Below are 23,953 nucleotides of genomic sequence, written 5' to 3'. Positions count from 1 at the left end.
TTAATTGAATTAAAAGTACCCTTGTTGTTTTCTTTTCTCCATTGCAGCTTCAGAACGTTTGTCGTCGATTCTGGCTCCTCTTTCAGAAATGGTTGAACTTCTTATTTCACCCACAACTTCTTCGATTGTTGCTGCGTAAGATTCAACAGCTGCTGTACAGCTCATATCTCCAACGGTTCTGAAGCGAACAATTCTTTCTTCGATTTGTTCGTCTTCTTCTTGGTACACAAAAGGAGAATGCGACCAGATTAAACCGTCTCTCAAAAAAACTTTTCTTTTATGTGAAAAATAGATTGAAGGAATCTCGATTTTTTCTTTTTCGATATAACTCCAAACATCTAATTCTGTCCAGTTTGAAATTGGGAAAACACGAACGTTTTGTCCGTTTTCGATTTTTCCATTCAAAATATCAAACAACTCAGGTCTCTGATTTTTTTCGTCCCATTGTCCGAAATCGTCACGAACAGAGAAAATACGTTCTTTAGCTCTTGCTTTTTCTTCATCACGACGCGCTCCACCAATACAAGCATCAAACTTAAATTCTTCAATGGCATCTAAAAGTGTTGTAGTCTGCAAGCTGTTTCTACTAGAATATTTTCCAGTTTCTTCAACTACTTTTCCTTCATCAATAGCATCCTGAACATTACGAACGATCAACTCTAAACCTAATTCTTCTACCAATTTATCTCTGAAAGCAATTGTCTCAGGAAAATTGTGTCCTGTATCAACGTGCAATAGAGGAAACGGAATCTTAGCAGGGAAAAATGCTTTTTGCGCCAAACGCACCAATGTAATAGAATCTTTTCCTCCTGAGAAAAGTAAAACCGGTTTGTCAAACTGTGAAATTACTTCTCTGAAAATGTATATCGCTTCACTCTCTAAAGCGTTTGTTTTTAATACTGAACTCATTATTGTTGTTATTTTTTTTGTTTCAAGTTTAAGGTTTCAAGTTTCAAGTTGTTAAAATCTTAAACTTTTGCTATTCTATTCTTATTCATTATTCAACGGATTAAAATCCGTTTTTGCGATTTCTTTGACGTCTCCCCGGATTAAAATCCGGCGCTACAATATGGATCGTTCCTCCGGAACTTTAAATAGAGTAGGTTTTCTTAATACTTAATTCTATTTTCTATTCTCTCTGCAGTTACTCTTTTTTTGCACCATGTAAACCGCACTCTTTATGGCTTGACTCCCACCACCATCTTCCGGCTCTGATATCTTCTCCTGGAAAAATGGCTCTTGTACAAGGCGCACAGCCGATACTTACGAAACCTTGTTTGTGTAAAGCATTTTGCGGAACATTATTTTCTGAAAGATACGTTTCAACTTCTTCTAAAGTCCATTTTAGCAATGGATTGAATTTGATGATTTCGAAACCTCCGTCGTATTCAAATAAATGCAAATCGCTTCTGTTTTCTGATTGTTCGGCTCTTAAACCTGTAATCCAAACTGAATTCCCTGCCAAAGCTTTTCTTAACGGAACCACTTTTCGAATGAAACAGCATTCTTTTCTATTTTCAACCGAATCGTAAAAACTGTTCGGCCCTTTTGTCTGAAGCAGATTTTCTACTGAAGCTGCTTCTGGGAAAAAGACTTCGATTGGTCTTTTGTATTTTTTTAATGTTTTATGAAAAACATCATACGTTTCCTGAAATAATCTTCCGGTATCTAAAGTAAACACGGTAATATCAGTGTTACTTTTTGCAATGAAATCGGTAATTACCTGATCTTCCTGACCAAAAGAAGTCGAAAAAATTACTTTTCCCGGAAACTCATTTGCTAAAAAAACTAAGGTTTCGTCAAGCGAAAGAGCTGCAGTTTTTTCTAATAATTCTTGTACAATATTCGCACTCATAATCTCTCCTTTCTAAAATTATTCTTTAAAATAATTTAGATAATGTTTTTAAACTCAATAATATAATTAGAATCCCAACCGCAACCATCATTGGTTTTCTTTTAATTTTATTTACTAAAAATGCTGCAATCGGTGCTGCAATTACGCCTCCTAAAATCAGCCCGATAATTACCTGCCATCCGTGGATTCCTCCAAAAAGCATGAAAGTGATTCCACTTGCAAACGAAATCGCAAACTCAGCTGCATTAACCGAACCAATAGTATATTTCGGATTTCTTCCTCTCCCTAATAAAGTTGAAGTTACAATAGGTCCCCAGCCTCCGCCGCCAACTGAATCCATAAAACCTCCAAAAACAGCTAAAACGCCTAGCTTTTTGGTTTTCTTTTTTTCAACATTTTTCTTCAACGCTTTTTTGATAATAATTACAGCCAAAACAATCATATAAACTGCTATGAAAGGCTTGATAATATCGCCATCAATCACATCTGACAATAAATAAGCTCCAGTAATCGAACCTAAAACTCCTGGAATCAATAAATGTTTTACCAGTTTTTTGTTGATGTTTCCAAAACGGTGATGCGAAAGTGCCGACGCTCCAGTGGTAAACATTTCTGAAACGTGAACCGCCGTACTGCTCACAACTGGCGGAACTCCATAAGCCAAAAGAAATGATGTTGCAGTTGCTCCATATCCCATTCCTAAAGCTCCGTCTACCAATTGAGCAAAAACACCAATTAAAAAGAACGCTAAAAGACTTTCATCAAATCCCTGAACAAAACCATCCCATGAAAATTCAGCGTGATGATTATAAATTAATGTAGCTACCAAACCTAACAACAAAATTACGGGAATCGCAATCCATAATTTTTCTTTTGATAAAGCATATGACTTTACCGTTGTGTTGTCTAACTTAAGTTCATTTTCCATATTTTAAGAATTTGTTTTGTTCTTAAAAATCCATTACCCTATCGGCTTAGTAGATTACTTTGCAAATGTACTACATATTTCGAAATATCAAAATAATATATTTACTTTTTTGCATTAGCTATCACCTTATAAACCAAGATAACAGACATTTAAAAAGGAATTAGTAATTAATTTAACAAATATTGTACTGCTTCGTCTTATTTTAACAGCACACCCTATTTTTGTGATTTACAAAAATACACATTTAATCTCTACCAAATCTATAGGATAATTATAAAAATGTTATTATTTTAGCGGCAAATATTTTTTCATGGATTTTCAGATTGGTCTTGTCATTGCAGGTTTAGTGGTTGGTTTTATTGTAGGGTTAACAGGCGTTGGAGGTGGCTCTTTAATGACTCCTATTTTATTATACTTTAACATACCTCCCACAACAGCAGTAGGAACCGATTTACTTTACGCTGCTTTTACTAAAGCCGGAGGAATTTTTGTTCATAACAAAAAAGGCAATATCAACTGGAAAATTACAGGCTGGCTTACTTTAGGAAGCGTTCCCGCTGCTTTGCTCACATTATGGATATTGCATAGCATCAAAACAGATATTGAAACCATCAATCGTGTTATCAAACAAAGTTTAGGCTGGGCATTATTATTTACTTCTGTTGCGATTATTTTCAAGCAAAAATTAATGAAGTTTTCGCAGAAGCACGCTGGAGATAAATTTCATACAGAAAGCACAACTCAAAATATGCTAACTATTGGAATTGGAGTTTTATTAGGAGCAACCGTAACCCTGACTTCAATTGGCGCAGGAGCTTTAGGAACTGTAACTTTATTTTTTCTTTATCCTTTACTGCCAACTCCAAAACTGGTAGGGACAGAAATCGCACACGCCGTTCCGTTAACTTTAGTTGCAGGAATCGGCCATGCTTCTATGGGAAATCTTGATTTGGGATTATTAGGTCAATTATTAATGGGATCACTTCCAGGAATCTATATGGGAAGTATGCTTAGCGGAAAAGTGCCAGATCAGTTTCTTAGAAACGCTATTGCCGTAATGCTTTTCCTTGCAGGCTACAAACTGATATTTTAAGTTTTTTTAACCATATAAGTTATATAAGTTCAATTTAGCTTCGGCGCGCTCCTGCAAGGTTTCCAAAACCTTGTAGGTGTAATTTTTAGGAAAATATGATTGAATACCTACAAGGTTTTGGAAACCTTGCAGGACAAATCGAATAAGCTTATATAACTTATATGGTTAAAAAAAATTAAAAAGCGATATCTGCCAAAGAATTGCTTTCTAATATTTTAAGAGTATTGTCACGCACTTCCGTCATTAATCGACGCGCCGCGCAAGTTGTTTCGTCGTCGCAATCGTCGCATCTTTCGTAGAAATTATGGCTGGCACAAGGTAAAAGTGCAATTGGACCTTCCAAAATACGGTAGACTTTTGCCATGCTGATATCTTTCGGGTCTTTTATTAAGTAGTAACCGCCACCTTTTCCTTTTTTTGCTCCAAGAAATCCAGAATTTCTTAGAAGAAGCAAAATACTTTCTAAAAATTTAATCGAAATATGTTCGCTTTTTGCAATTTCTGCAATTTGTACCGGTTCGTTATTCTCACGTCTCGCTAAATAAGTTAAAGCTTTAATTCCGTATTTTGTTTTCTTTGAAAGCACGTACTAGATTTTAGATTTTAGAATGTAGATTTTAGATTTCACTATTATCATAACTCTAAATTTTATTAGAAAACAAAAGTATGATATTTAAATGACTTATACTCTACTTAATCTATCTTATTTAAAAAACGACTTTATTTGCAAAAGAAAAAACGATTTTCAATAGTAGCTATTGCTATCAAAAATCGTTTTTTTATATAAGTTAAGTCATTCCATCCCGATAGCTATCGGGACTGAACTCTAAAATCTAAAATTATTCCAACGCCTGCTTTAAATCTGCAATTACATCTTCTACAGTTTCTAAACCAACAGAAACACGAACTAAACCTTGTGTGATTCCAACTGCTAATTGATCTTCTTCAGATAATTTGCTGTGTGTTGTAGAAGCTGGATGTGTTACAATTGTTTTTACATCGCCAATATTTGCAGAAAGAGAACATAATTTAATTTTGTTCAAAAATTTTCTTCCTGCTTCTAATCCGCCTTTAATTTCAATCGCAATAATGTTACCGCCTGAACGCATTTGCTTTTTGGCAATTTCATATTTTGGATGCGATTTTAAAAAAGGATATTTTACACTGTTTACATTTGGATGACTCTCTAAAAACTCAGCTACTTTCAAAGCATTTTCGCAATGTCTGTCCACACGAACAGCCAAAGTTTCTAAACTTTTTGACAACACCCATGCATTAAATGGCGACATTGCCGGCCCTGTATTTCTTGAAAACAAATAGATTTGACGAATCAGCTCTGCGTCTCCAACTGCAACTCCTCCTAAAACACGACCTTGACCGTCCATTAATTTTGTTGCAGAATGCACTACGATATGCGCACCGTATTTAATAGGCTGCTGAATGTAAGGCGTTGCAAAACAGTTGTCAATTATTAAAATCAAATTGTGCTTTTTTGCAATTTGCCCCAAAAGTTCCAAATCAATTACATCTACACCTGGATTTGTAGGCGTTTCAGCATATAAGATTTTAGTATTTGGCTTAATAAAACTCTCAATTGTTTCTGGTTTATTGATATCAAAATACGAAGTTTCGATTTTCCATTTTGGAAAATAGGTCATAAACAAAGCGTGAGTCGAACCAAAAACACTTCCAGCAGAAACAATATGATCTCCTGATTCTAATAAAGCTGCAAAAGTCGAATAGATTGCAGCCATTCCGGTTGCAAAAGCGTAACCCGCTTCGGCACCTTCCATCGCACAAACTTTATCAACAAATTCTGTTGTGTTTGGATTGCTAAAACGAGAGTAAATATTGCGGACTTTTTCTTCTGTAAAAGAAGCTCTCATATCCTCTGCATCTTCAAATATAAAGCTTGATGATAAGTACAAAGGAGTTGAATGTTCCTGAAATTGTGTTTTTTCTAAATGTGTTCTGATGGCTTGTGTTTCAAAACCAAGATCTTCTATATTCATTGTGTTGTTATTTTATTTTTAACACGAATTGCACAGATTTGCACGAATTCGTTTTCTTGTAAATTTCACAAAGATTCACAAAGCGAAACACGAAGGTTCACAAAGGCTGAATGTGAATTTTTAATAAGTCCTAAAAGAATTATCTAATTGACCAATTGGCTAATTATCTAATTTTACAAAGCCTCGTTATTCAGGACAACTTTGTACTTTATTGTTGCTGTTGGCTCAACTGTTTTAGCTACTGAACAGTATTTCTCGAAAGAAAGCTGTGCCGCTTTTTTTGCTTTTTCCGGATTGATTTCTCCTTCTAAATAGAAAACCACATCGATTTCTTTAAAAGGTTTTGCCTCTTCAATTTGTACACGTGTACCTTCAACCTCAGCGTTAAAAGAAGTAATTTCCTGACGCTGTTTTTTCAAGATTGAAATCATATCGATAGCGCTGCAGCCTGCAACTCCCATTAATACTAATTCCATTGGACTTGCGCCTAAATCGCTTCCGCCAAATTCAGCTCTGCTGTCAACGTCAACTATATGTCCGCGTTCATTTTTTACTTTAAAATGAAATGCGTCGTTTACTCTGTTTAAGGTTACTTTCATTGTGTTGTTATTTTTTTGTTTTGTCGTTTATTTTTATGTTTTGTCATTGCGAGGAACGAAGCAGCCTCACTAACAATTGCACAAAGCTTGATTTTGCAAATGTGATTGCTTCGTTCCTCGCAATGACAAACTAGACTTTTTATCCTTTATCAGACAATCTCAAAATATCTCCGAAAACTCCTCTTGCGGTTACCGCAGAACCCGCACCGGCTCCTTGAATAACGATCGGACGATCTCCGTACGATTCTGTGTAAATTTCGAAGAAAGAATCAGAACCTTTTAAACCGCCTAAAGCTGTATCTGAAGGAACTGAAACTAATTTTACTTCTAGATTTCCTTTGTCATTCTGCAAATCTCCAGACAATTCACCAATATATCTTAAAACATGATTTGGCTGCTGTTCTGCTTTTATTTTAGCATAAATTGGATCGAATTCTTTCAGTTTCGTTAAGAAATCGGCTGCGCTTCCTTCACGTAAGTGTTCCGGAATTAGGTTCTGAATTGAAATTTCTTCAAACTCATTTTGCAAATCCAATTCTCTAGCCAAAATCAATAATTTTCTACCCACGTCGTTTCCGCATAAATCTTCACGCGGATCTGGTTCTGTATATCCGTTATCGATTGCTTCTTGCAAGATTTCGCTGAAAGGAGCATCTTTTGCAGAGAAATTATTGAATAAATAACTTAATGTTCCTGAGAAAACCCCTTTAATTTTAGTGATATTTTCTCCCGAAAGATGCAGTAATTTTATTGTATCAATTAATGGCAATCCTGCACCAACATTGGTTTCGTATAAATAATTCTTCTGGTTTTCAGCCAAAGCTTTTCTCAATTCTTTATAAAAACCATAACTTAATGTATTAGCTACTTTATTAGAAGAAATCAAATCGAAACTGCTTTCTACAAGCGGAATATAATTTTCTACAAAAGCTGCACTTGCCGTGTTATCAATTGCAATTAAGTTTTCTAAATGATGCTCATTCGCGTAGGCGATAATATCATTTATGGTATAAGCTTCGCCTTTTGTATCAATGTCGTTTTTCCAATTGTTGGTAACGCCATACTTATTTAATAGCAACTTTCTAGAATTCGCTATAGCGAAAACATTCAACTTAATATCTTTACGTTTTTCAATTGCAGAAGCCGATTCTAAAATCTGATTAATCAAAGTTCCTCCAACTAATCCGTGACCGAAAATCGCGATGTTGATCTTTTTAGAAACACCAAAAATCTCTCCGTGAATTACGTTTAAGGCTTTGTTTAATTCTTCTTTTTTAACAACCAAACTCACGTTTTTACCCGTAACCGTATTGTTGAATAAAATCGGAACAATTTTGTTTTTGATTAAAGCCGTATACGGTTTATGGAAAGTACTCAAATCCTGACCAATAATCGAAATTACCGATACATTGTCTGTAACCGTAATCTGATTTACGTCTTTCGAATAAAAATCATTTTCGAATTCTTTTTCTAACTCTACAACCGCAGTTGTTGCTTTATCAGTTGCAACCACCAATCCGATTCCTCTTTCTGAAGAACCTTGTGAAATGATGCTTACACTGATATTGTGATCGCCCATTACTTTAAAAATACGAGCATCAACCCCAGCTTTTCCAAGTAATCCACGACCTTCAAGATTTACAAGAGAAACATTTTCTAAAACAGAAAGCGTTTTAATTCCTTCTTTAGAAGAATCTGAAGTGATTAAAGTTCCTCTATTTTCGTGATTGAATGTATTTAAAATTCGTAACGGAATATTCTTTTCTAACAAAGGAATAATCGTTTTAGCATGAAGGATCGTAGCGCCGAAATTGGCCAGCTCATTTGCTTCATTAAACGATAAATATTCAATTTTCTTGGCATCTGCAACCAAATCAGGATTTGCAGTATATATTCCGTCTACGTGCGTGAAGTTTTGTAATTCTTCTGCATTTAAATAATTGGCGATTAACGAAGCGGTATAGTTACTGCCATTTCTACCTAAAGTAGTTGTGTCGTTGTTGTTGTTAGATCCAATGAAACCTGTAACTATATTAACCGTTTCTCCGTTATGTTCTTTAAAATAATTGATTACGTTTTTCTTTGAAAGCTGTTCTAAGGGCTGTGCATCGCCAAATTTAGAATCTGTTTTCAGTAAATCTCTTGTATCTACGAAATTGGCAGGAATTCCTTTTTCCAATAAAATAGCTGTCAATAATTTAGCCGAAAGCAATTCTCCTTTTGACAAAATCTGATCTTTAATTTTTTTGCTATAATCGCCAATTAAGCTTACCCCTTCAAAAAGTTTATCTAAAATATTGAACTCTTCAGATAAATCAACTTGCGGATAATCTGATATTTGATATTTTTTAAAATTTTCTAATAATTCTTTGTAGCTGCCATTTTTAGCCGCAATGCTTAAGATAAATTCTAGCTCGTCTGTCGCATTTCCGCGCGCCGAAACTACAACGGCAATTTTTTCACCTTGACTTACTTTATCAGAAATGATAGAAACAACTTTGTTAAGTCCTTCTCCGTTTGCTAACGATTTACCTCCAAATTTTAATACTTTCATTTTATTTCTTTATTGTTTCTGCCTTAAAAATGTCGGCAAGTAAATGATCTAATTGTTTGTACTCGATTAAAAAAGCGTCATGTCCGTGAACAGAGACAATTTCGCTGTAGAAAACATTGTCTTTAAACTTCTTCAATTCTTCGTAGGTTTCTACGTTTTCTTTTGCTGTAAAAAACAGATCAGAATTGATTCCGATGATATGAATTGAAGCCGTTGTTTTAGCCAATAAGTTTTCAAAACTTTCACTATTTCTAGTAATATCAATTGTTTTAAGCAACTGATTCATTAATTTATAAGAAGAAAGCTGAAATCTTTTTTGCAGTTTTTTTCCGTGGTGCGCCAACCAGCTTTCGATATTAAAAATCAAAAGATCCTGATTGATGGTTCTCTGGAATTTTTCTTTGAATGATTCTGGCGAACGGTAACACAACATGGCATGAATTCTCGCATCTTCTATTGGTTTTGAAGAATTATTCAGTATCTGCTCCTGAAGGAAACAGTTTGCAATAAGCCAGTCTGTCGATTTCCAGTCACTCGCAATCGGAATAAGGTTTTCTGTAATGTTTGGCGCCAGAGCTAAGATTTCCCAAGCAATTCCGCCACCGACAGAACCTCCGATAACAGCAAAAAGCTTTTCAATATTTAAGGCTTTTACACCTTCAATAAAGATTCTAGCAATATCTCTAGCTGTAAAATCAAGGTAATTTTCGATTAAAAAAGAATTTGTTCCGTTTCCAGGAATATCAAAGGCTAAAATGGTATAAACAGCAGTATCGATAGTTTTACCTTCGCCAATTAAGTCATTCCACCAGCCATTTTCGCCAGTAACTTGTGAGTTTCCTGTCAAGGCGTGATTAACCAAAACAATAGGTGCACTGTGCAGCGGCTGGCCAGACAGTGTAAAACTTAACGGTATAGAATGATAATTTGCACCACTTTCTGTGATGAAATTTTGAATTATAATGGGATTTGGTCTATTTTCCAATTTCAAATCTGTTGTATTATGATTTGTATATGGAAATATTAGAAAGAAAAAACTAGTCTAAACTAGAAAAATTCTGATTGTTATCTTTCCACGTTGGGCGTGGTAGAATGCAGCACCTTCTTCGAATTAACGAAGGGTTGCTAAGGATTCATCGGGTCTAATCCCTCGTCCTTTCTTTATAACATTTCAATACTTTTATGAACTTATCGAGTGCAAATTAACTACTAATTTCTTTAACAAACAAATTTAATCTAAAAGTGTTTGTTAAATTTCTGCGACTTACATGAGCAAAAACTATTATACGCAAAAATTTACCGAACAAAAATGCCCAGTAAAATTAAGCAGGTTTTCACCTAGTTTATGATGCTTTTCCGTTTAGATAAAAAGCGTTTCATTTTCTTTTGAATACATCAAAAACAATAAAGAGTTTGGTACTTTTTTGGCAGTACTTTTATCTTCTTCTGTGATTCCGAATCTTGGGTGAGCCAATTCGTTTGTTGGCGGCGGATTGCTATTTTTTGTCCTTCTGTTTTTCAATTTAGAAATTTTTTCTGCGAAGTAGTTCAATTTGCTCATGATATTAAGTTTTAGTTCAGTTGTGTTTTATAATCTTTATTTCTCTTTTATGTTTCTGTTAAATCGCTTTTTGGAATAAAAAAACCCTTTTGGATTTTTAGATACCAAAAGGGTTTAAGTTTTTACACTCATGTATGCTTTTAGTATCAACAGACGTATGCGCAAATAAGCGCGACAGTAAACATCTTGTTCATCTGTAAGGATTTATTCATCTGTGATTTATATTGTATTTTAAAATTCTGCATTTCTGTTAAATTAAAAAGCCTCCTAAAAATTTCTTAGGAGGCTCTTACTATATTATTATTGTATTCTTACAATTTTTTTAAGCAATAGACACCCCAGCCTCGGTCTTAACCGAAATGGCACAAAACATTTTGTTGACTTTTAAGTTCATTTGATTTCTAGTAGTTTTTGGGTATAACAAATATGCAAATATTTTTTTTATTACACAAATTAAATTCAAGAATTTAATTACAAAAATCGTTAAAAATCAGTTTTTTAACGATGAAAAACATCTTACAAAAACGAAAACGAAATAATAAAGGTAAAAAACTTACAAAACAAGCTTTTTTTTCTTCATGACTCCAATTGACAAATCAAATTATCAAAGAACGTTTTTCTTTTTTTTATTAAAAATTTACAGCCAGACTGCCTCTTTACTCCTAATTCGCTCTGCAATTTTTAGAATATCGGTTATAATTCCTCTTGAAATTGCCTGCTTGCACGGAGGCGCGCTCTGAATTACAATTGGAATTTCACCGTAAGATTTTGTGTAAATTTCAAAAATCGTGTCAGAACCTTTTAATTGTCCAATTGGTGAATTGACTGATTCGGAAATCAATTTGGTTTCTAAAGTTCCTTTTTCCAAATCAAATTCGCCCACATATCGAAGCACATGATCTTCTGCCTGAGTAATTTTGGCAATCTTAAAAGATTTATCGACCGCATCTTTATTGAGCACACCGTTTTTCTCCAAATGCTCTTCGGTTATAAATGGTTTGATTTTAATATCTGAAAGTTCAAAATCTTTTCCGATTTCTCTGGCCAATATCAAAAGCTTTCTTGCCGTATCATTTCCAGACAAATCTTCTTTAAAATTGGATTTCATTAAACCTAAAAGACTCGCATCTTTTAAAATGGAAGAAAATGAAACATCTTCTGTTGAAAATCGATTAAAAACATAACTCAGATTATCTGAAAAAACACCTCGAATCTTTGTGATTTTTTCTCCAGAATAATACAAATCTCTTAAAGTCCGTAAAACTGGAATTCCAGTCTCAACAGAGGTTTCGTAAAGAAATTCTTTGTCGTACTTTTTCAGATTCGATCGAAGTTCTTTATAAAGATCTAACGGAAGTGTATTGGCTTTTTTATTTACCGCTACAATATTAAATCCGTTTTTGATTAGTGTATTGTAGTGTTTTACCAATTCGTCGCTGGCCGTCGCGTCTACAGCAATTAGGTTTTCGAATTCATTTTCTTGTGCAAACTCGACAATATCTTCTACTTTAAAAGGAACTGCCAATTGTCTGAAATTGGTTTCCCATGAATAACCCACACCTTCTTTTTCAAAGAAAGCGACTGTTGAATTGGTTATAATTGGAAAATGAAAATCGACATTTTTACTTTCAAGAAAAAACTCCTGACTTTCGATAATCTGATTAATCAAAGTGCTTCCGATATTACCAATTCCAAAAAGGACAATATTTATTTTAAGCTTTGACATGATTTTTTAATTTTTTTTAACCATGTAAGTCATATAAGTTCATTTAATATATTTTGTGTATAATTTTGGACATATAACTGTGTGTTTCCAAAATTAGACGCACTGCAGTGCGTCTCTACAAAAAATGAACTTATATAACTTATATGGTTTATTTAATATATTCCACGTATATAATTTAGACGCACTGCGGTGCGTCTCTACATATATGGTTTAATTTTATAATGATGCTTTTCATAAAAAATTACCTTTAGCAAAACCACTCGCTAAAGGCAATCTTTCAAACAAAAAACAAAAAAACCTAATTTTTATTGATGCTGTATTGTGAAAGCTTAACGCTCTCAAAAACAGCTTGCAGATCTGCAATTAAATCTTCGATATCTTCAATACCAACAGAAAGTCGAATCAAGTCTTTAGAAACCCCTGTTTCAATTTGCTCCGCTTCTGTCAATTGCTGGTGCGTTGTGCTTGCCGGATGAATAATCAGTGATTTTGTATCTCCGATATTAGCCAAAAGAGAGAACAATTTTGTTTCGTCGACTACTTTTTTCGCTGCATCAAAACCTCCTTTTAAGCCGAAAGTGATAATTCCGCTTTTTCCTTCTGGGAGATATTGATTTGCCAAATCGTGATATTTACTAGATTTTAGTCCTGGATAATTTACCCAAACCACCTCATCTTGTTTTTCTAGCCATTCAGCCAGAGCCAAAGCATTTTCGCTGTGTTTCTTAATTCGGATTGGCAGCGTTTCTAATCCTTGAATAATCTGAAAAGCATTAAACGGACTCAAAGCAGAACCAAAATCACGCAGACCTTCAATTCGGGCTTTTGCAATAAAAGCCGCATTTCCTAAAGCTTCGTGATATACTAATCCGTGGTATCCTGCAGATGGTTCGGTAAACTCAGGGAATTTTCCGTTTGCCCAGTCAAAGTTTCCAGCATCAATGATAACGCCTCCTAATGAAGTTCCGTTTCCAGCAATATATTTTGTTAAGGAGTGAATTACAATATCGGCACCATATTTAATTGGGTTTAATAAATAAGGTGTCGCAACTGTATTGTCTACTATAAATGGCACTTTAAATGCTTTGGCTTCTGCCGAAATTCCTTTAAGGTCTAAAACGTCTAGTTTTGGGTTTCCAAGAGATTCTACAAAAAAAGCTCGTGTATTTTCTTTGGCTGCTTTAGTAAAGTTTTCTGGTTTTGAAGGATCTACAAATGTTGTCGTAATTCCTAATCTTGGCAGAGTAACCTTTAATAGATTATAAGTTCCGCCATACAAACTGTTTGATGCTACAATATGATCTCCCGCTTTTAGCAATGTTAAAAAAGTTGTAGAAATTGCCGATGCTCCAGAGGCGGTAACCACAGCTCCGATTCCGCCTTCAAGTGCTGCCAGCCTTTGTTCCAGAATGTCATTTGTTGGGTTATTCAATCTCGTATAAATAAATCCAGCTTCGGCAAGACCAAATAAATTGGCCGCATGATCGGCGTTATTAAATACGTATGATGATGTCTGATAAATAGGCACTGCCCTTGTTCCTGAATTTTTAGTAACATCGTGTCCTGCGTGAAGTGCGTTTGTTGCAAATTTTTGTGTGCTCATGATTTCTTAGTTTTTTAGGTATTGTTAATACTATTATATATTGTAATTAATTGTTGAATTGCGCCTGAACATATAAATCTTCTTCTTCCAGATTGTATAATTGAAGGAGTAAAGAATTCTGACTTTCTAAATATTGATCCTGATTAAATTCTATTGTCTGATCTTCTAAAAAATTATTCTGTTCCTCAGAATTTGTTCTTAATAAGTATTCGTATGCGATTGTATTGATATCTAGTGTTTTCATGATTTTAAATTTTAAGTGTTGAAATAAAAAAAGCCCTTTCGGATGGCTTACCAAAAGGGCTTTATAGTTGAAACTATAACAAAGATTCGATCTTTCACTTTTGGCAACAGCAAGGCGGGATACACATTGGCATCTTACAACACATCATCATTTTATTTGCTGCTGAATTTTTCATATTGTTTTTATTTGTTTTAACCATATAAGTTATATAAGGAAATTAAGTTTCTGTTTAATCAATTCTTATTAATAAACTTATATGACTTATATGGTTTAAAAAATTTGTATAAAAAAACCTCTGCTGTTGGGCAGAGGTTTTATTGTTATTTATAGATTTAAATACTAAACAATAGCGCGCTCTGCGGATAATTCCGACATCATACAGCACATATTTTTAATACCTAAATTCATTTCTTTCTTGTTTTGTTTGGCAAAGTTGAGAACTTTTTTTCAAACAGCCAAACAAAAAGTGAATTATTTTCTATTACCCTATCAAATTACTATACTTGTGTTAAATTTTAATGGATTAAAATAAAAAAAGTTGAACTTTAATTTGCAAATCAAAATGGTTTCATACCTTTGCACGCGAATACAGAGGAAAAATTTGAACTGATTGCAACCTCTTCATAATGAAATGGTTCATTATGATTGCCGGAAGATAAATTTCGGCATTAAAAAATGCTAAAGCAGCAACTCTCCTTTAGCCCTTTTTTGCAATTATTTTTTCCTCGCTAAATTTTAATTTATACAAATTTAATACATTATTATGGCTTATTTATTTACGTCAGAATCTGTTAGTGAAGGGCATCCAGACAAAGTTGCAGATCAAATTTCGGACGCATTAATTGACAACTTTTTGGCATTTGACGCTGACTCAAAAGTAGCTTGTGAAACATTGGTTACAACTGGTCAGGTTATTTTAGCAGGTGAAGTAAAATCGAATACTTATCTTGATGTACAAAACATTGCACGTGAGGTAATCCGTAAAATTGGATATACTAAAAGTGAATATATGTTTGAAGCAAACTCTTGCGGAATTCTTTCTGCAATTCACGAGCAGTCTGCAGACATTAACCAAGGTGTTGACAGAGCTAAGCCAGAAGAGCAAGGTGCAGGTGACCAAGGAATGATGTTTGGTTACGCTACAAACGAAACTGAAAACTACATGCCTCTTGCATTAGATTTATCTCATAAATTATTACAAGAGTTAGCTATTTTAAGACGTGAAAACAAAGAGATCACTTATTTACGTCCAGATGCTAAATCTCAGGTAACTTTAGAATACAGCGACGATAACAAACCAACTCGTATTGATGCGATTGTTATCTCAACTCAACATGATGATTTTGACGAAGAGGCTGCAATGCTTTCTAAAATCAAAAAAGATATTATCGAAATCTTGATTCCAAGAATTATCGCTAAAAACCCAGAACACGCTCATTTATTTAACGATAAAATCAACTACCACATTAACCCAACAGGAAAATTCGTTATTGGAGGACCTCACGGAGATACTGGTTTAACAGGAAGAAAAATTATCGTGGATACTTACGGTGGAAAAGGTGCTCACGGTGGTGGTGCATTCTCTGGAAAAGATCCAAGTAAAGTGGATAGAAGTGCTGCTTATGCTACACGTCATATCGCTAAAAACTTAGTTGCTGCTGGTGTTGCTGACGAAATCTTAGTGCAAGTTTCTTACGCAATTGGTGTTGCTGAGCCAATGGGAATTTTCATTGAAACTTACGGAACTTCTAAAGTAAACTTAACAAACGGTGAAATCGCTAAAAAAGTAGAAGCTATCTTCGATATGCGTCCTTACTTTATCGAACAACGTTTAAAATTAAGAAACCCAATTTATAGCGAAACTGCTGCTTACGGACACATGGGACGTAAACCAGAAACAGTTACTAAAACTTTCTCTGCTCCAGGCGGAAACGAAAAAACAGTTACTGTAGAATTGTTTACATGGGAAAAACTTGATTTTGTTGACCAAGTAAAAGCTGCATTTGGATTGTAATTCAATCTGAATCTTACATATTAAAAAGGCTGTCTAAAGATTTTTAGACAGCCTTTTTTTAATTATCCTTTATAAAACAAAACCCAACAGGTTTCCCAAACCTGTCGGGTTTCTTTATTTAATAAGTTCCATTCTGCATTTTATTTAGCACTTCTTTCATTTCGTTGGCGCTTTCTCCGTCAACACCCTCGTTTAAATATTTTACTGCTAAAGTCTGTGTTTCAATCGCTTTTTGCTTTTGTCCGTCTTTATAATATAGTTGAGCCAAAGTATCTAAATAATAAGGACTATTTTTAGTTATCACCAAACTATATTCTGACCATTTAATCGCATCTTTTAAAAAGTTAGCATTCAGCGGGTTTGTAACTACAGCCCACGCCGCAGTGTTTGCTGTACTAGAATGATATTCTTTAAACATATTCCATCCGTCATACGAATAACTTGAACTGGAATCTAATGTTGAAAAAATTGCATCTAATTTTTCAATCGGACTTGTTCCTGCTAAAGTAGAATCGAAATACGTATTAAACTCTTTTAAATAAGTGGTACTAGAACCGTCTTTGTCTGTAATTTGGCTTAAATAATAGAAGTAGTTTCTGTAAGCATCAAAATTTCCTTTTCCTGAAGCAATGATTTTTTTATAAATAGCATTGACTTTTTCCCTGTTTATTTCGCCAGAAACTCCATCTTGAGAAGCGTAAAGATTTTGCTGTAAAGCATCTGAAATTTCAGAAATCGGGTTTCCAACACTATGAATTTCTCCTATTTTAGTATTAAAACCAGAACGAATATTTTCAATTTCATCTGAATGTTTTAAGACATAATCGATTGCTAAGAAATCGGTATCATTCAAAACTCTATCTGTACTAAAAAGCTGTTTGGTAAATCCCTGATTTTTGATTTCTTTCAAAATCGTTTCGACCAAATACATATTTACATTTTTATCTTTTTGATGCGCTTCAATCAGTTTTTTCCAAGATTGCGCCACTTCTTTTTGGTCTAAAGCTGTTTTAGTTATTACAAACTCAGTCGAATTTGGATCGCTTACTGTATATGCTCCTTCATAATCGTAAGATGATTCCAGTAAAGCGGCCTTATTAAAAGCATTTATTAAATCGGCATCTGATGCTTTTTTATTCTTTAAAATAGTATTTATAGAAAGAAAAGCATTTGCTCTCTGAAGCCTTCTGTAGAAATCGCCATAATAACTAAACTGATATTGTTGTGTTGCCAAATCAGATTTTGCAATAGCCAGCTGATTTCCTTCTCCGTTTAAAATAATGATGCTTGGATCGCTGGTGATTTTATTGTTTTTAAGCCATTTTTTATCATCGGCTCCAGCCAAATAATAATTGTAAATATCATAAAGCGCATTGTACGAATCGTACATATTATATCCTGTTTGCGTTTCCTGTTCTTTTACAAAATTGTCAAAACTCTCTTTAGCCGATTTGTTTTTGCTGTCTACTACAACAACCAAAAATTTATTGCTGGCTGATTTTGTAGACTCTATTGCTTTTTTAAGATTGCTTTCGATTTTTAATTTGAAATCATATTTGTTGTATGCCGGCGGCGGAATTGTTGCTTCAACAATAGCTGTGGTGTCTACTGCAACCCCAAAATCATCATTTAACAAAGTATTATCTTTTCCTGGATAAGTCCAATTTGAAACAGTGTGAGTTTCAAGAGGAGCAACTTTTGGCATTTTCTTAACCGGCTGTGGATCTTTTTCATTCACAAATACCAAAGGATTTAATCCTGATTTCTCTGAAATTCTAAGTTCGTTGGTTTGTTTATCAAAGTATCCTGCAATTTGTAAATCGCCCAAAACTGCCAATTCATAATTGATTGTTATTTCTGAAACATCTTTTGGGAGCGCATATTTGCAAAAACTGCTTTTAGCTCCATATTCTTCATAAACTAGATATAAGAAATCCGTTTTTTCAATTTCAAAATCCAAATCGATTTTTGCATATTCTGGATCGACTTTAGATTTAATATCCGAAATTCTCTGGTATTGCACTTCTTCTTTGCCTTTTTGAGTTCCGATATAAAAAGAATAATAGGAAGGATCCGTAAACTTTATTTTTATGTTTTTAGCATTTTTATCTACTTTGAAAGAAAGATCAAAATTGGTCTGTGCTGATGGATTTTTAGCAAATAGTAAAGAATCGCCTTTTACCTCGTAACCGCCAGAATAAAAAACCAGTTCGTATTTATTATCGTCTAATAAATTTAATTTGATTTTCTGACCTTTATTAATCGATAAATAAGTTCCTTTTTCAATGCCATTTGTTTGAGAAAACGAAACAAATGTTCCAATAAACAAGAGTACTACACTCCAAATAAAGTTGCGCATAATTAAAATTTTGGTTGATAATGTATGAATCACAAAGATATTTGATTCTTCATTAAACAAATCACAAAACGCACTATATTAGCAACAAAAATACTACAAATTGTATTTCATAGAAAAGATTATATATCTAGGCTGCACCGTGTATTGAGAAACTCGCGTTGAGAACTGCGAAAAACTGTCATCATTAAGATAAGTGGTATTTAACAGATTGGTTGCCGAAACTTTATATTCCCATTTGCTGTTCTTTTTCTGGTAAATTAAACTCGCACTTAAGAAATCATATTCGTTATCGACAGTTTTATCTCCATTATAATAATGGTAAAATTCATATTCTGAAACAAAAGAAAAACTATCTAAAAAGTAGTAATCTAATCTTGCAAATGGCTTATCGGTATAAAAAGTTGAACCGCTGTATTTGTTAACCAAAAGATTATATCCAAACTCAATATTCGGAAGTTTTTTATAATTTGTTGAAGCTCTTATCGTATAACTTTGTACAAAACTTTCAGTAGTTCTTAACTCATCATTTTGTATGTTATTGAATTTAGACCAATTAAGACTCGCATTAACTGAAGCTTTATAGTTTTTTAAAAACGAACGTCCGTAAGCTCCCATTCCCGATAAAGTTTCATCTGCCAGATTCGAATTGTAAGGAACCGAAGATTGGTTAATTCCATCAAAATTTGCCTGTGTTTTAATCGCATCTACTTTTCTTGTGTAAGTCGCATTGGCAAAAATGTTCTCAAAATTGAACATATTATATTTAAAGTAACGAAGCGAATGCACTTGCGAAGTGGCATTTTCTAAGAAACGATTTCCGCGAAATAAACTGCTGTAATCTGACAAAACATAACCCGCCGCCAACTGATTGATATCGGTAAAATCATTCGTTAAAGTAAAATTATACGTCAGCGTTTCTGATTTTTTGATTTGATATAAAGCAAAGAAATCTGGCAACACTTTTACAAAATTTTGCGAATAATCGGTTCCTAATTGTCCGTTTGTCATTTGGTACGTATGCACGCTTACTCCAGGTGTAAAAGTGAATTTTCCGGTTAGGATTTTATAATGAAAACCTAAAAACGCATCATTAAAACGGTAATCAACATCGTTATTATTTTCAGAATTATTTAAATCATTTCGATCTCCATTATCCAACATTTGAAAGATGTGAGAATTGAAATTCTGGTAAGAATACGTATTTCCCAAAGTAATATTGATGTTACTTTTTGGCGTTACCATATAATAGTAATCCAATTTGGCATCCAATTTATTGGTTTTTACAAAACGATCTTGATTTAAATCGTTTCTGTTCTGACCCGAAATATATCCCGACAAATCAAAAGGCTGTGATCTCAAATTGGCATTATAAAATGGATTTTCATCTTGATACAAATGCTGCATTTCAAAAGCAAAAATGTTTTTAGCACTTTGCGTATAATACAAACTCAAATTCTGATTTATAGAAGTCGGATCTTGTTTCTTTCCTGTTAAAATGGTTTCGACTGCCGAAACATCGCTTACAATTGATTCACGAAGTAAATCGGTATCTTCATTTTGCTTGGTCAGTTTAGTCAAAATATCATAATCAAACTGAAATTTATCGCTCGGCTTATAAGTCGAACTCAGTTTAAAAAGTCCCAAATTATTTTTCTGATGTGTTATTTCATCACGTTTTTGCTGGTCTCCAGAATCTAAAATCGTAGTTTGAGATTTGGTTTCTAAATCTGTTTTTGAAGTCGAAAGAATTCCAAAACCACTTAGATTCCAAGCTTTATTAACAGAATAAGCAAAATTTGTTGCTCCGAATTTGGTTTCAATTTCTTTAGCGCGATTATTTCTCAATAACGAAATTCCTAAATCATTTGAAGAAACATTAAAACTGCTTCCTCCCTTTTTCATCATATTTTTAAATCCGCCTGTGAACTTAAAATAGTCTTGCGCGGTAAGTGGCAATTCTCCAATATTATTAAAATTGGTTATTAAATTAATGCTGTATTTCGGACTGTAATAAAATAATTTCGGATTAATAATATATCGGCTGTCCAATTCTGCAACTCCAATTCCAGCGGTTACATCACCAAACCAAAAGTTCTTTTTTCCTTCTTTCAGTTTGATGTTCATTGCCACATTATCCTGATCGTTTTCAAGTCCTTTCAATTGGCTAATTTCATTGTAATTTCTTAAAACCTGCACTTTATCAATCGCATCGGCAGGAATATTTTTAACGCCCAATTTCGTATCTCCATCAAAAAAATCTTTTCCTTCCACCATTAATTTTGAGACTTTTTTTCCTTCCACTTCAATTTCACCATCTGCATTTACCTCAACACCAGGAAGCTTTTTCAAAACATCTTCCAGCTTTTTTTCTGTTCCCGTTTTAAAAGAATCTGCATTATACACAATCGTGTCTCCTTTTATAGAAACAGGCATTTCGCGCACAATTTCAACGCCTTCCAATTCGATTCCTGCGCCATCCAAAACAATATTCTGAGTCATATTTTCAGCTTTTGTTGAAACCGCGATTTCTTTCGATTTCATTCCCAAATAACTTACTTTAATTGTGTAAGCCGTATTTGGTTTTAAAGTTAGCTGAAATTTTCCTTTGTCGTTGGTAATTCCGTACGAATCCATTGCTTTTGTACCATTATTAATAGCCATAATATTGGCCATCTCCAACGGATTTTTCTGTTCGTCCTGTATAAAACCATCAAAGCGAATACTTTGAGAAAAACATATAGAAGTAAAAAGTAGAGCAAAGATGAAAAGTGTTTTATTCATTATCAGAATATTGGAATTTTGAAATTCGAACTTTGGAATTTGAGATTTGGGATTTGAAATTTTATAAAAATTTATCTTCCCATTGGCGGAGCCATACCTCCACGCCCACGGTTTGTCTCTCTAAATTCTTCCATTTTCTTAATTACCGTTTCGTCATATTCTTTCTGCGAAACTACTTTTCCTTTTTTAGACGGTTTGATCTCTACTTTATCCTTCGCATTCAAAACAATTTTAGAACACAAAATCGTAGTTGTTCCATCATTGATTTCTAGAATTAATCCAGGAAGTCCCCAATAATTTTCTGGACCTTGGTTTACCGGAATTTCTGGCGTATACCAAGCTGTTACGACAATTTCTTTAGGTATTTCGAAGTTATCAGCAAAATTCGTTTTTGTCTCTCCAGAAGTCTTTTTTGCTTCGTCTTTTTTATCTTCTTCTCTTTTAGGTCTGAAATTTCTAAAATCGGTTTTACTGGCTTGTTTTACTGCTGTAGCTTTGAAGCAATTGTAACCGCCGATTTGCTTGGTTTCTTGTTCCAGTTTCCAGTTTAATTTTGGCAGAGAGTCCACAACAAGAAATTCTTTTCCCATAAATTCTTTATCTACCGTATACGATTTTGTTTTTACATCTTTATAAAATGTACCTCCACCTCCAGTAAGAGATCCAAACATAACACGAAAACCTCCTTGCTGCTGGCCTGGCGCTTCTAGTTTTTCTTCCTCTTTATAAATGGAAGCTGATTTATCGAAGTTTAAAATGAATGTTTTTTCGAGCATTTTTTTCATACGCTCTTCCATATTTTTCTGCATTTCTGGTGTAATGTCTCTATTACCGCGCATTCCTTCAAACTTGGGCGCTTGTGTTTTTGACTCGTAAACAGCCATTCCCTGAAAGTCTTTTTGTGCTTGAATTTGCGTAGAAACAAGCAACAACGTCATATAAAAAAATATTTTCTTCATTTCATTTTCTTTAAAAGTGAGTAAATCCGATAAAACTTACATTCAAATGTATTATTTATTTTAAAATCTTAAAAACTAAATATATTAACGGCATCAAGGTATAGACAGAACCGCTTATTTTTTAGACTATTAGATTAAAAAAAGGTTTAAGCTCTAAATTCGATTTTTTAAAGAGAGTTTTTCGTAATTTGGTACTCTTGTAAATTAATTTTCTAATGTCTGAAACTGTGCAAAAATTTTTATTTTCTATATTTCTTTTCTGCACTTTTCATGCACTTCCAGCTCAGGATTTGAATGTAAATTCTACTTTAATTTCGCAGTATAAAAATACTTCTGATATATTTTTAGGATATGATGCTTTTGGATATTCGTATCAGATTACCAACAATGTTTTTAGTAAAATTAAAGGCAAAGAAATTTTCGAATACAAGAATGTTTCTTTAGGAAAAATTACAAAAGTCGATCTTCAGAATCCGTTAAAAATTGTATTGTTTTATGAAGACTTCAATAGCGTTGTTTTATTGGACAATCAATTAAACAAAATGACCGAAATTAATTTTTCTCAGAATGCAACTCCAATAGTCGTTAGCGCAATCGGAATGTCAACCCAAAATCAATTATGGATTTACAACACTTTAAATCAGCAGATTGGTCTTTTTGATTATTTAAAAAATGAATACAAAACCGTTTCGATTCCGTTAACAGAACCCATTCAGTACTATCAAACTGATTTTAATACTTTCTATTGGATTGATAAAAAAAACTACTGGTATTCTTGTGATATTTTTGGAAAAATTACTTCGCTTGGAAAAGTCGGAGAATTTGATAAAATTCAAATCATTAGCAGTTCAAAATATATTTTTAGTAAAGCTAATCTGTTGTTTCTTACAGAGATTGATAAATCGGGTACTGAGAAGGTTTCTGAAATTAAAGTTTTAGAAAAAACCTTTAACAATTTTGATTACAAAGACCAAATTTTATCTATTTTTACAGCTAGAGATATATTAAATTATAAAATCGTAACACCGTAATGCACATAGCAATAGCAGGAAATATAGGCGCAGGAAAAACCACTCTGACCAAATTATTAGCCAAACATTTCAAATGGGAACCCCATTATGAAGATGTAGTTGATAATCCGTATTTGGATGATTTTTACCATCAGATGGAGCGCTGGTCGTTCAATCTTCAGATCTATTTCCTGAACAGTCGTTTTCGCCAGGTGCAGCAAATTCGCGAAAGCGGAAAAAAAATCATTCAAGATAGAACGATTTACGAAGATGCGCATATTTTTGCTCCTAACTTGTATGCAATGGGTTTAATGACAAGTCGTGATTTTGAAAATTATACGTCTTTGTTTGAATTAATGGAATCATTGGTAAAAGCTCCTGATTTATTGATTTATTTAAGAAGTTCAATCCCAAATTTAGTGGGGCAAATTCATAAACGCGGACGCGAATACGAAAACTCTATTTCGATCGATTATTTAAGCCGTTTGAACGAAAGATATGAAGCTTGGATTCAGACTTATACAAAAGGAAAATTATTGATTATTGATGTTGATAACATTAATTTTGTTGATAATCCCGAAGATTTAGGAGACATTATTAATAGAATTGATGCTGAATTGAACGGGTTGTTTTAGAACACTAATTTCACAGATTT

The 23,953-nt window shown here is 33.6% G+C and carries 19 protein-coding genes and 1 riboswitch; of the genes, 4 read left to right on the top strand and 15 right to left on the bottom strand.

Features of this window, described 5'->3' with window-relative positions; genetic code table 11:
- Positions 1-9: 9 nt before the first annotated feature.
- From cysD to Q9Q97_RS06800, 3 genes are all read right to left on the bottom strand, one after another.
- On the bottom strand, positions 10-909 hold the full coding sequence (cysD, locus tag Q9Q97_RS06810; protein WP_008466601.1) for a sulfate adenylyltransferase subunit CysD: 900 nt from the start codon (positions 907-909) through the stop codon (positions 10-12).
- 235 nt (positions 910-1,144) lie between these two features.
- A complete protein-coding gene (locus Q9Q97_RS06805; protein WP_306155814.1) occupies positions 1,145-1,855 on the bottom strand; it encodes a phosphoadenylyl-sulfate reductase in 711 nt (236 codons plus the stop codon).
- A gap of 25 nt (positions 1,856-1,880) precedes the next feature.
- A complete protein-coding gene (locus Q9Q97_RS06800; protein ID WP_306155813.1) occupies positions 1,881-2,783 on the bottom strand; it encodes a TSUP family transporter in 903 nt (300 codons plus the stop codon).
- Positions 2,784-3,093: 310 nt separating this feature from the next.
- Between Q9Q97_RS06800 and Q9Q97_RS06795 the strand changes: the two genes are divergently transcribed.
- Positions 3,094-3,876, top strand: a complete 783-nt coding sequence (locus tag Q9Q97_RS06795) for a sulfite exporter TauE/SafE family protein (RefSeq protein WP_306155812.1) — start codon at positions 3,094-3,096, stop codon at positions 3,874-3,876.
- A 175-nt stretch (positions 3,877-4,051) separates the two neighbouring features.
- Here Q9Q97_RS06795 and Q9Q97_RS06790 read toward each other — a convergent pair whose 3' ends face one another.
- From Q9Q97_RS06790 to Q9Q97_RS06750, 9 genes are all read right to left on the bottom strand, one after another.
- Positions 4,052-4,462 carry an Rrf2 family transcriptional regulator gene (locus tag Q9Q97_RS06790; protein ID WP_125722103.1) on the bottom strand — a complete coding sequence of 137 codons (411 nt, stop codon included), beginning with the start codon at positions 4,460-4,462 and terminating at the stop codon, positions 4,052-4,054.
- 253 nt (positions 4,463-4,715) lie between these two features.
- On the bottom strand, positions 4,716-5,888 hold the full coding sequence (locus tag Q9Q97_RS06785) for a PLP-dependent aspartate aminotransferase family protein (RefSeq protein WP_306155811.1): 1,173 nt from the start codon (positions 5,886-5,888) through the stop codon (positions 4,716-4,718).
- A gap of 173 nt (positions 5,889-6,061) precedes the next feature.
- The gene (locus tag Q9Q97_RS06780) at positions 6,062-6,487 is read right to left on the bottom strand and encodes an OsmC family protein (protein WP_073408333.1); all 426 of its coding nucleotides are present in this window, start codon (positions 6,485-6,487) and stop codon (positions 6,062-6,064) included.
- 139 nt (positions 6,488-6,626) lie between these two features.
- Positions 6,627-9,041, bottom strand: coding sequence for a bifunctional aspartate kinase/homoserine dehydrogenase I (gene thrA, locus Q9Q97_RS06775; RefSeq protein WP_306155810.1), 2,415 nt, complete (start codon positions 9,039-9,041; stop codon positions 6,627-6,629).
- 1 nt (position 9,042) lies between these two features.
- Positions 9,043-10,026 (bottom strand): alpha/beta fold hydrolase, encoded by a 984-nt coding sequence (locus Q9Q97_RS06770; protein WP_306155809.1) that lies wholly within the window; start codon positions 10,024-10,026, stop codon positions 9,043-9,045.
- 77 nt (positions 10,027-10,103) lie between these two features.
- Positions 10,104-10,211, bottom strand: a riboswitch (SAM riboswitch).
- A gap of 190 nt (positions 10,212-10,401) precedes the next feature.
- Positions 10,402-10,602, bottom strand: a complete 201-nt coding sequence (locus Q9Q97_RS06765; RefSeq protein ID WP_306155808.1) for a hypothetical protein — start codon at positions 10,600-10,602, stop codon at positions 10,402-10,404.
- Between the two features lie 637 nt (positions 10,603-11,239).
- Positions 11,240-12,328 (bottom strand): aspartate kinase, encoded by a 1,089-nt coding sequence (locus tag Q9Q97_RS06760; RefSeq protein ID WP_306155807.1) that lies wholly within the window; start codon positions 12,326-12,328, stop codon positions 11,240-11,242.
- A 298-nt stretch (positions 12,329-12,626) separates the two neighbouring features.
- Entirely contained in the window at positions 12,627-13,931 is a 1,305-nt protein-coding gene (locus tag Q9Q97_RS06755) for an O-acetylhomoserine aminocarboxypropyltransferase/cysteine synthase family protein (RefSeq protein ID WP_306155806.1), read from the bottom strand.
- A gap of 46 nt (positions 13,932-13,977) precedes the next feature.
- Positions 13,978-14,175, bottom strand: a complete 198-nt coding sequence (locus Q9Q97_RS06750; RefSeq protein ID WP_125722087.1) for a hypothetical protein — start codon at positions 14,173-14,175, stop codon at positions 13,978-13,980.
- A 763-nt stretch (positions 14,176-14,938) separates the two neighbouring features.
- Here Q9Q97_RS06750 and metK point away from each other — a divergent pair.
- The gene (metK, locus tag Q9Q97_RS06745; protein ID WP_306155805.1) at positions 14,939-16,189 is read left to right on the top strand and encodes a methionine adenosyltransferase; all 1,251 of its coding nucleotides are present in this window, start codon (positions 14,939-14,941) and stop codon (positions 16,187-16,189) included.
- 118 nt (positions 16,190-16,307) lie between these two features.
- On the opposite strand, the gene Q9Q97_RS06740 is transcribed toward metK, so the two are convergent.
- From Q9Q97_RS06740 to Q9Q97_RS06730, 3 genes are all read right to left on the bottom strand, one after another.
- The gene (locus tag Q9Q97_RS06740) at positions 16,308-18,548 is read right to left on the bottom strand and encodes a hypothetical protein (protein ID WP_306155804.1); all 2,241 of its coding nucleotides are present in this window, start codon (positions 18,546-18,548) and stop codon (positions 16,308-16,310) included.
- A gap of 93 nt (positions 18,549-18,641) precedes the next feature.
- Positions 18,642-21,329: a carboxypeptidase-like regulatory domain-containing protein gene (locus tag Q9Q97_RS06735; protein ID WP_306155803.1), complete on the bottom strand. Its 2,688-nt coding sequence runs from the start codon at positions 21,327-21,329 to the stop codon at positions 18,642-18,644.
- A 71-nt stretch (positions 21,330-21,400) separates the two neighbouring features.
- Positions 21,401-22,288 carry a GLPGLI family protein gene (locus Q9Q97_RS06730; RefSeq protein WP_306155802.1) on the bottom strand — a complete coding sequence of 296 codons (888 nt, stop codon included), beginning with the start codon at positions 22,286-22,288 and terminating at the stop codon, positions 21,401-21,403.
- A 215-nt stretch (positions 22,289-22,503) separates the two neighbouring features.
- Between Q9Q97_RS06730 and Q9Q97_RS06725 the strand changes: the two genes are divergently transcribed.
- Together Q9Q97_RS06725 and Q9Q97_RS06720 are read left to right on the top strand one after the other, a co-directional pair.
- Positions 22,504-23,319 carry a hypothetical protein gene (locus Q9Q97_RS06725; RefSeq protein WP_306155801.1) on the top strand — a complete coding sequence of 272 codons (816 nt, stop codon included), beginning with the start codon at positions 22,504-22,506 and terminating at the stop codon, positions 23,317-23,319.
- Complete coding sequence (locus Q9Q97_RS06720; protein ID WP_129746158.1) at positions 23,319-23,933, top strand: deoxynucleoside kinase; 615 nt, start codon at positions 23,319-23,321, stop codon at positions 23,931-23,933. Before Q9Q97_RS06725 ends, Q9Q97_RS06720 begins: the two co-directional genes overlap by 1 nt.
- The last annotated feature ends 20 nt before the right edge of the window (positions 23,934-23,953 follow it).

It is taken from the genome of Flavobacterium sp. DG2-3, assembly GCF_030730925.1.
Taxonomy (GTDB): Bacteria; Bacteroidota; Bacteroidia; order Flavobacteriales; family Flavobacteriaceae; genus Flavobacterium.
This window is presented reverse-complemented; position numbering and strand designations above follow the sequence as displayed.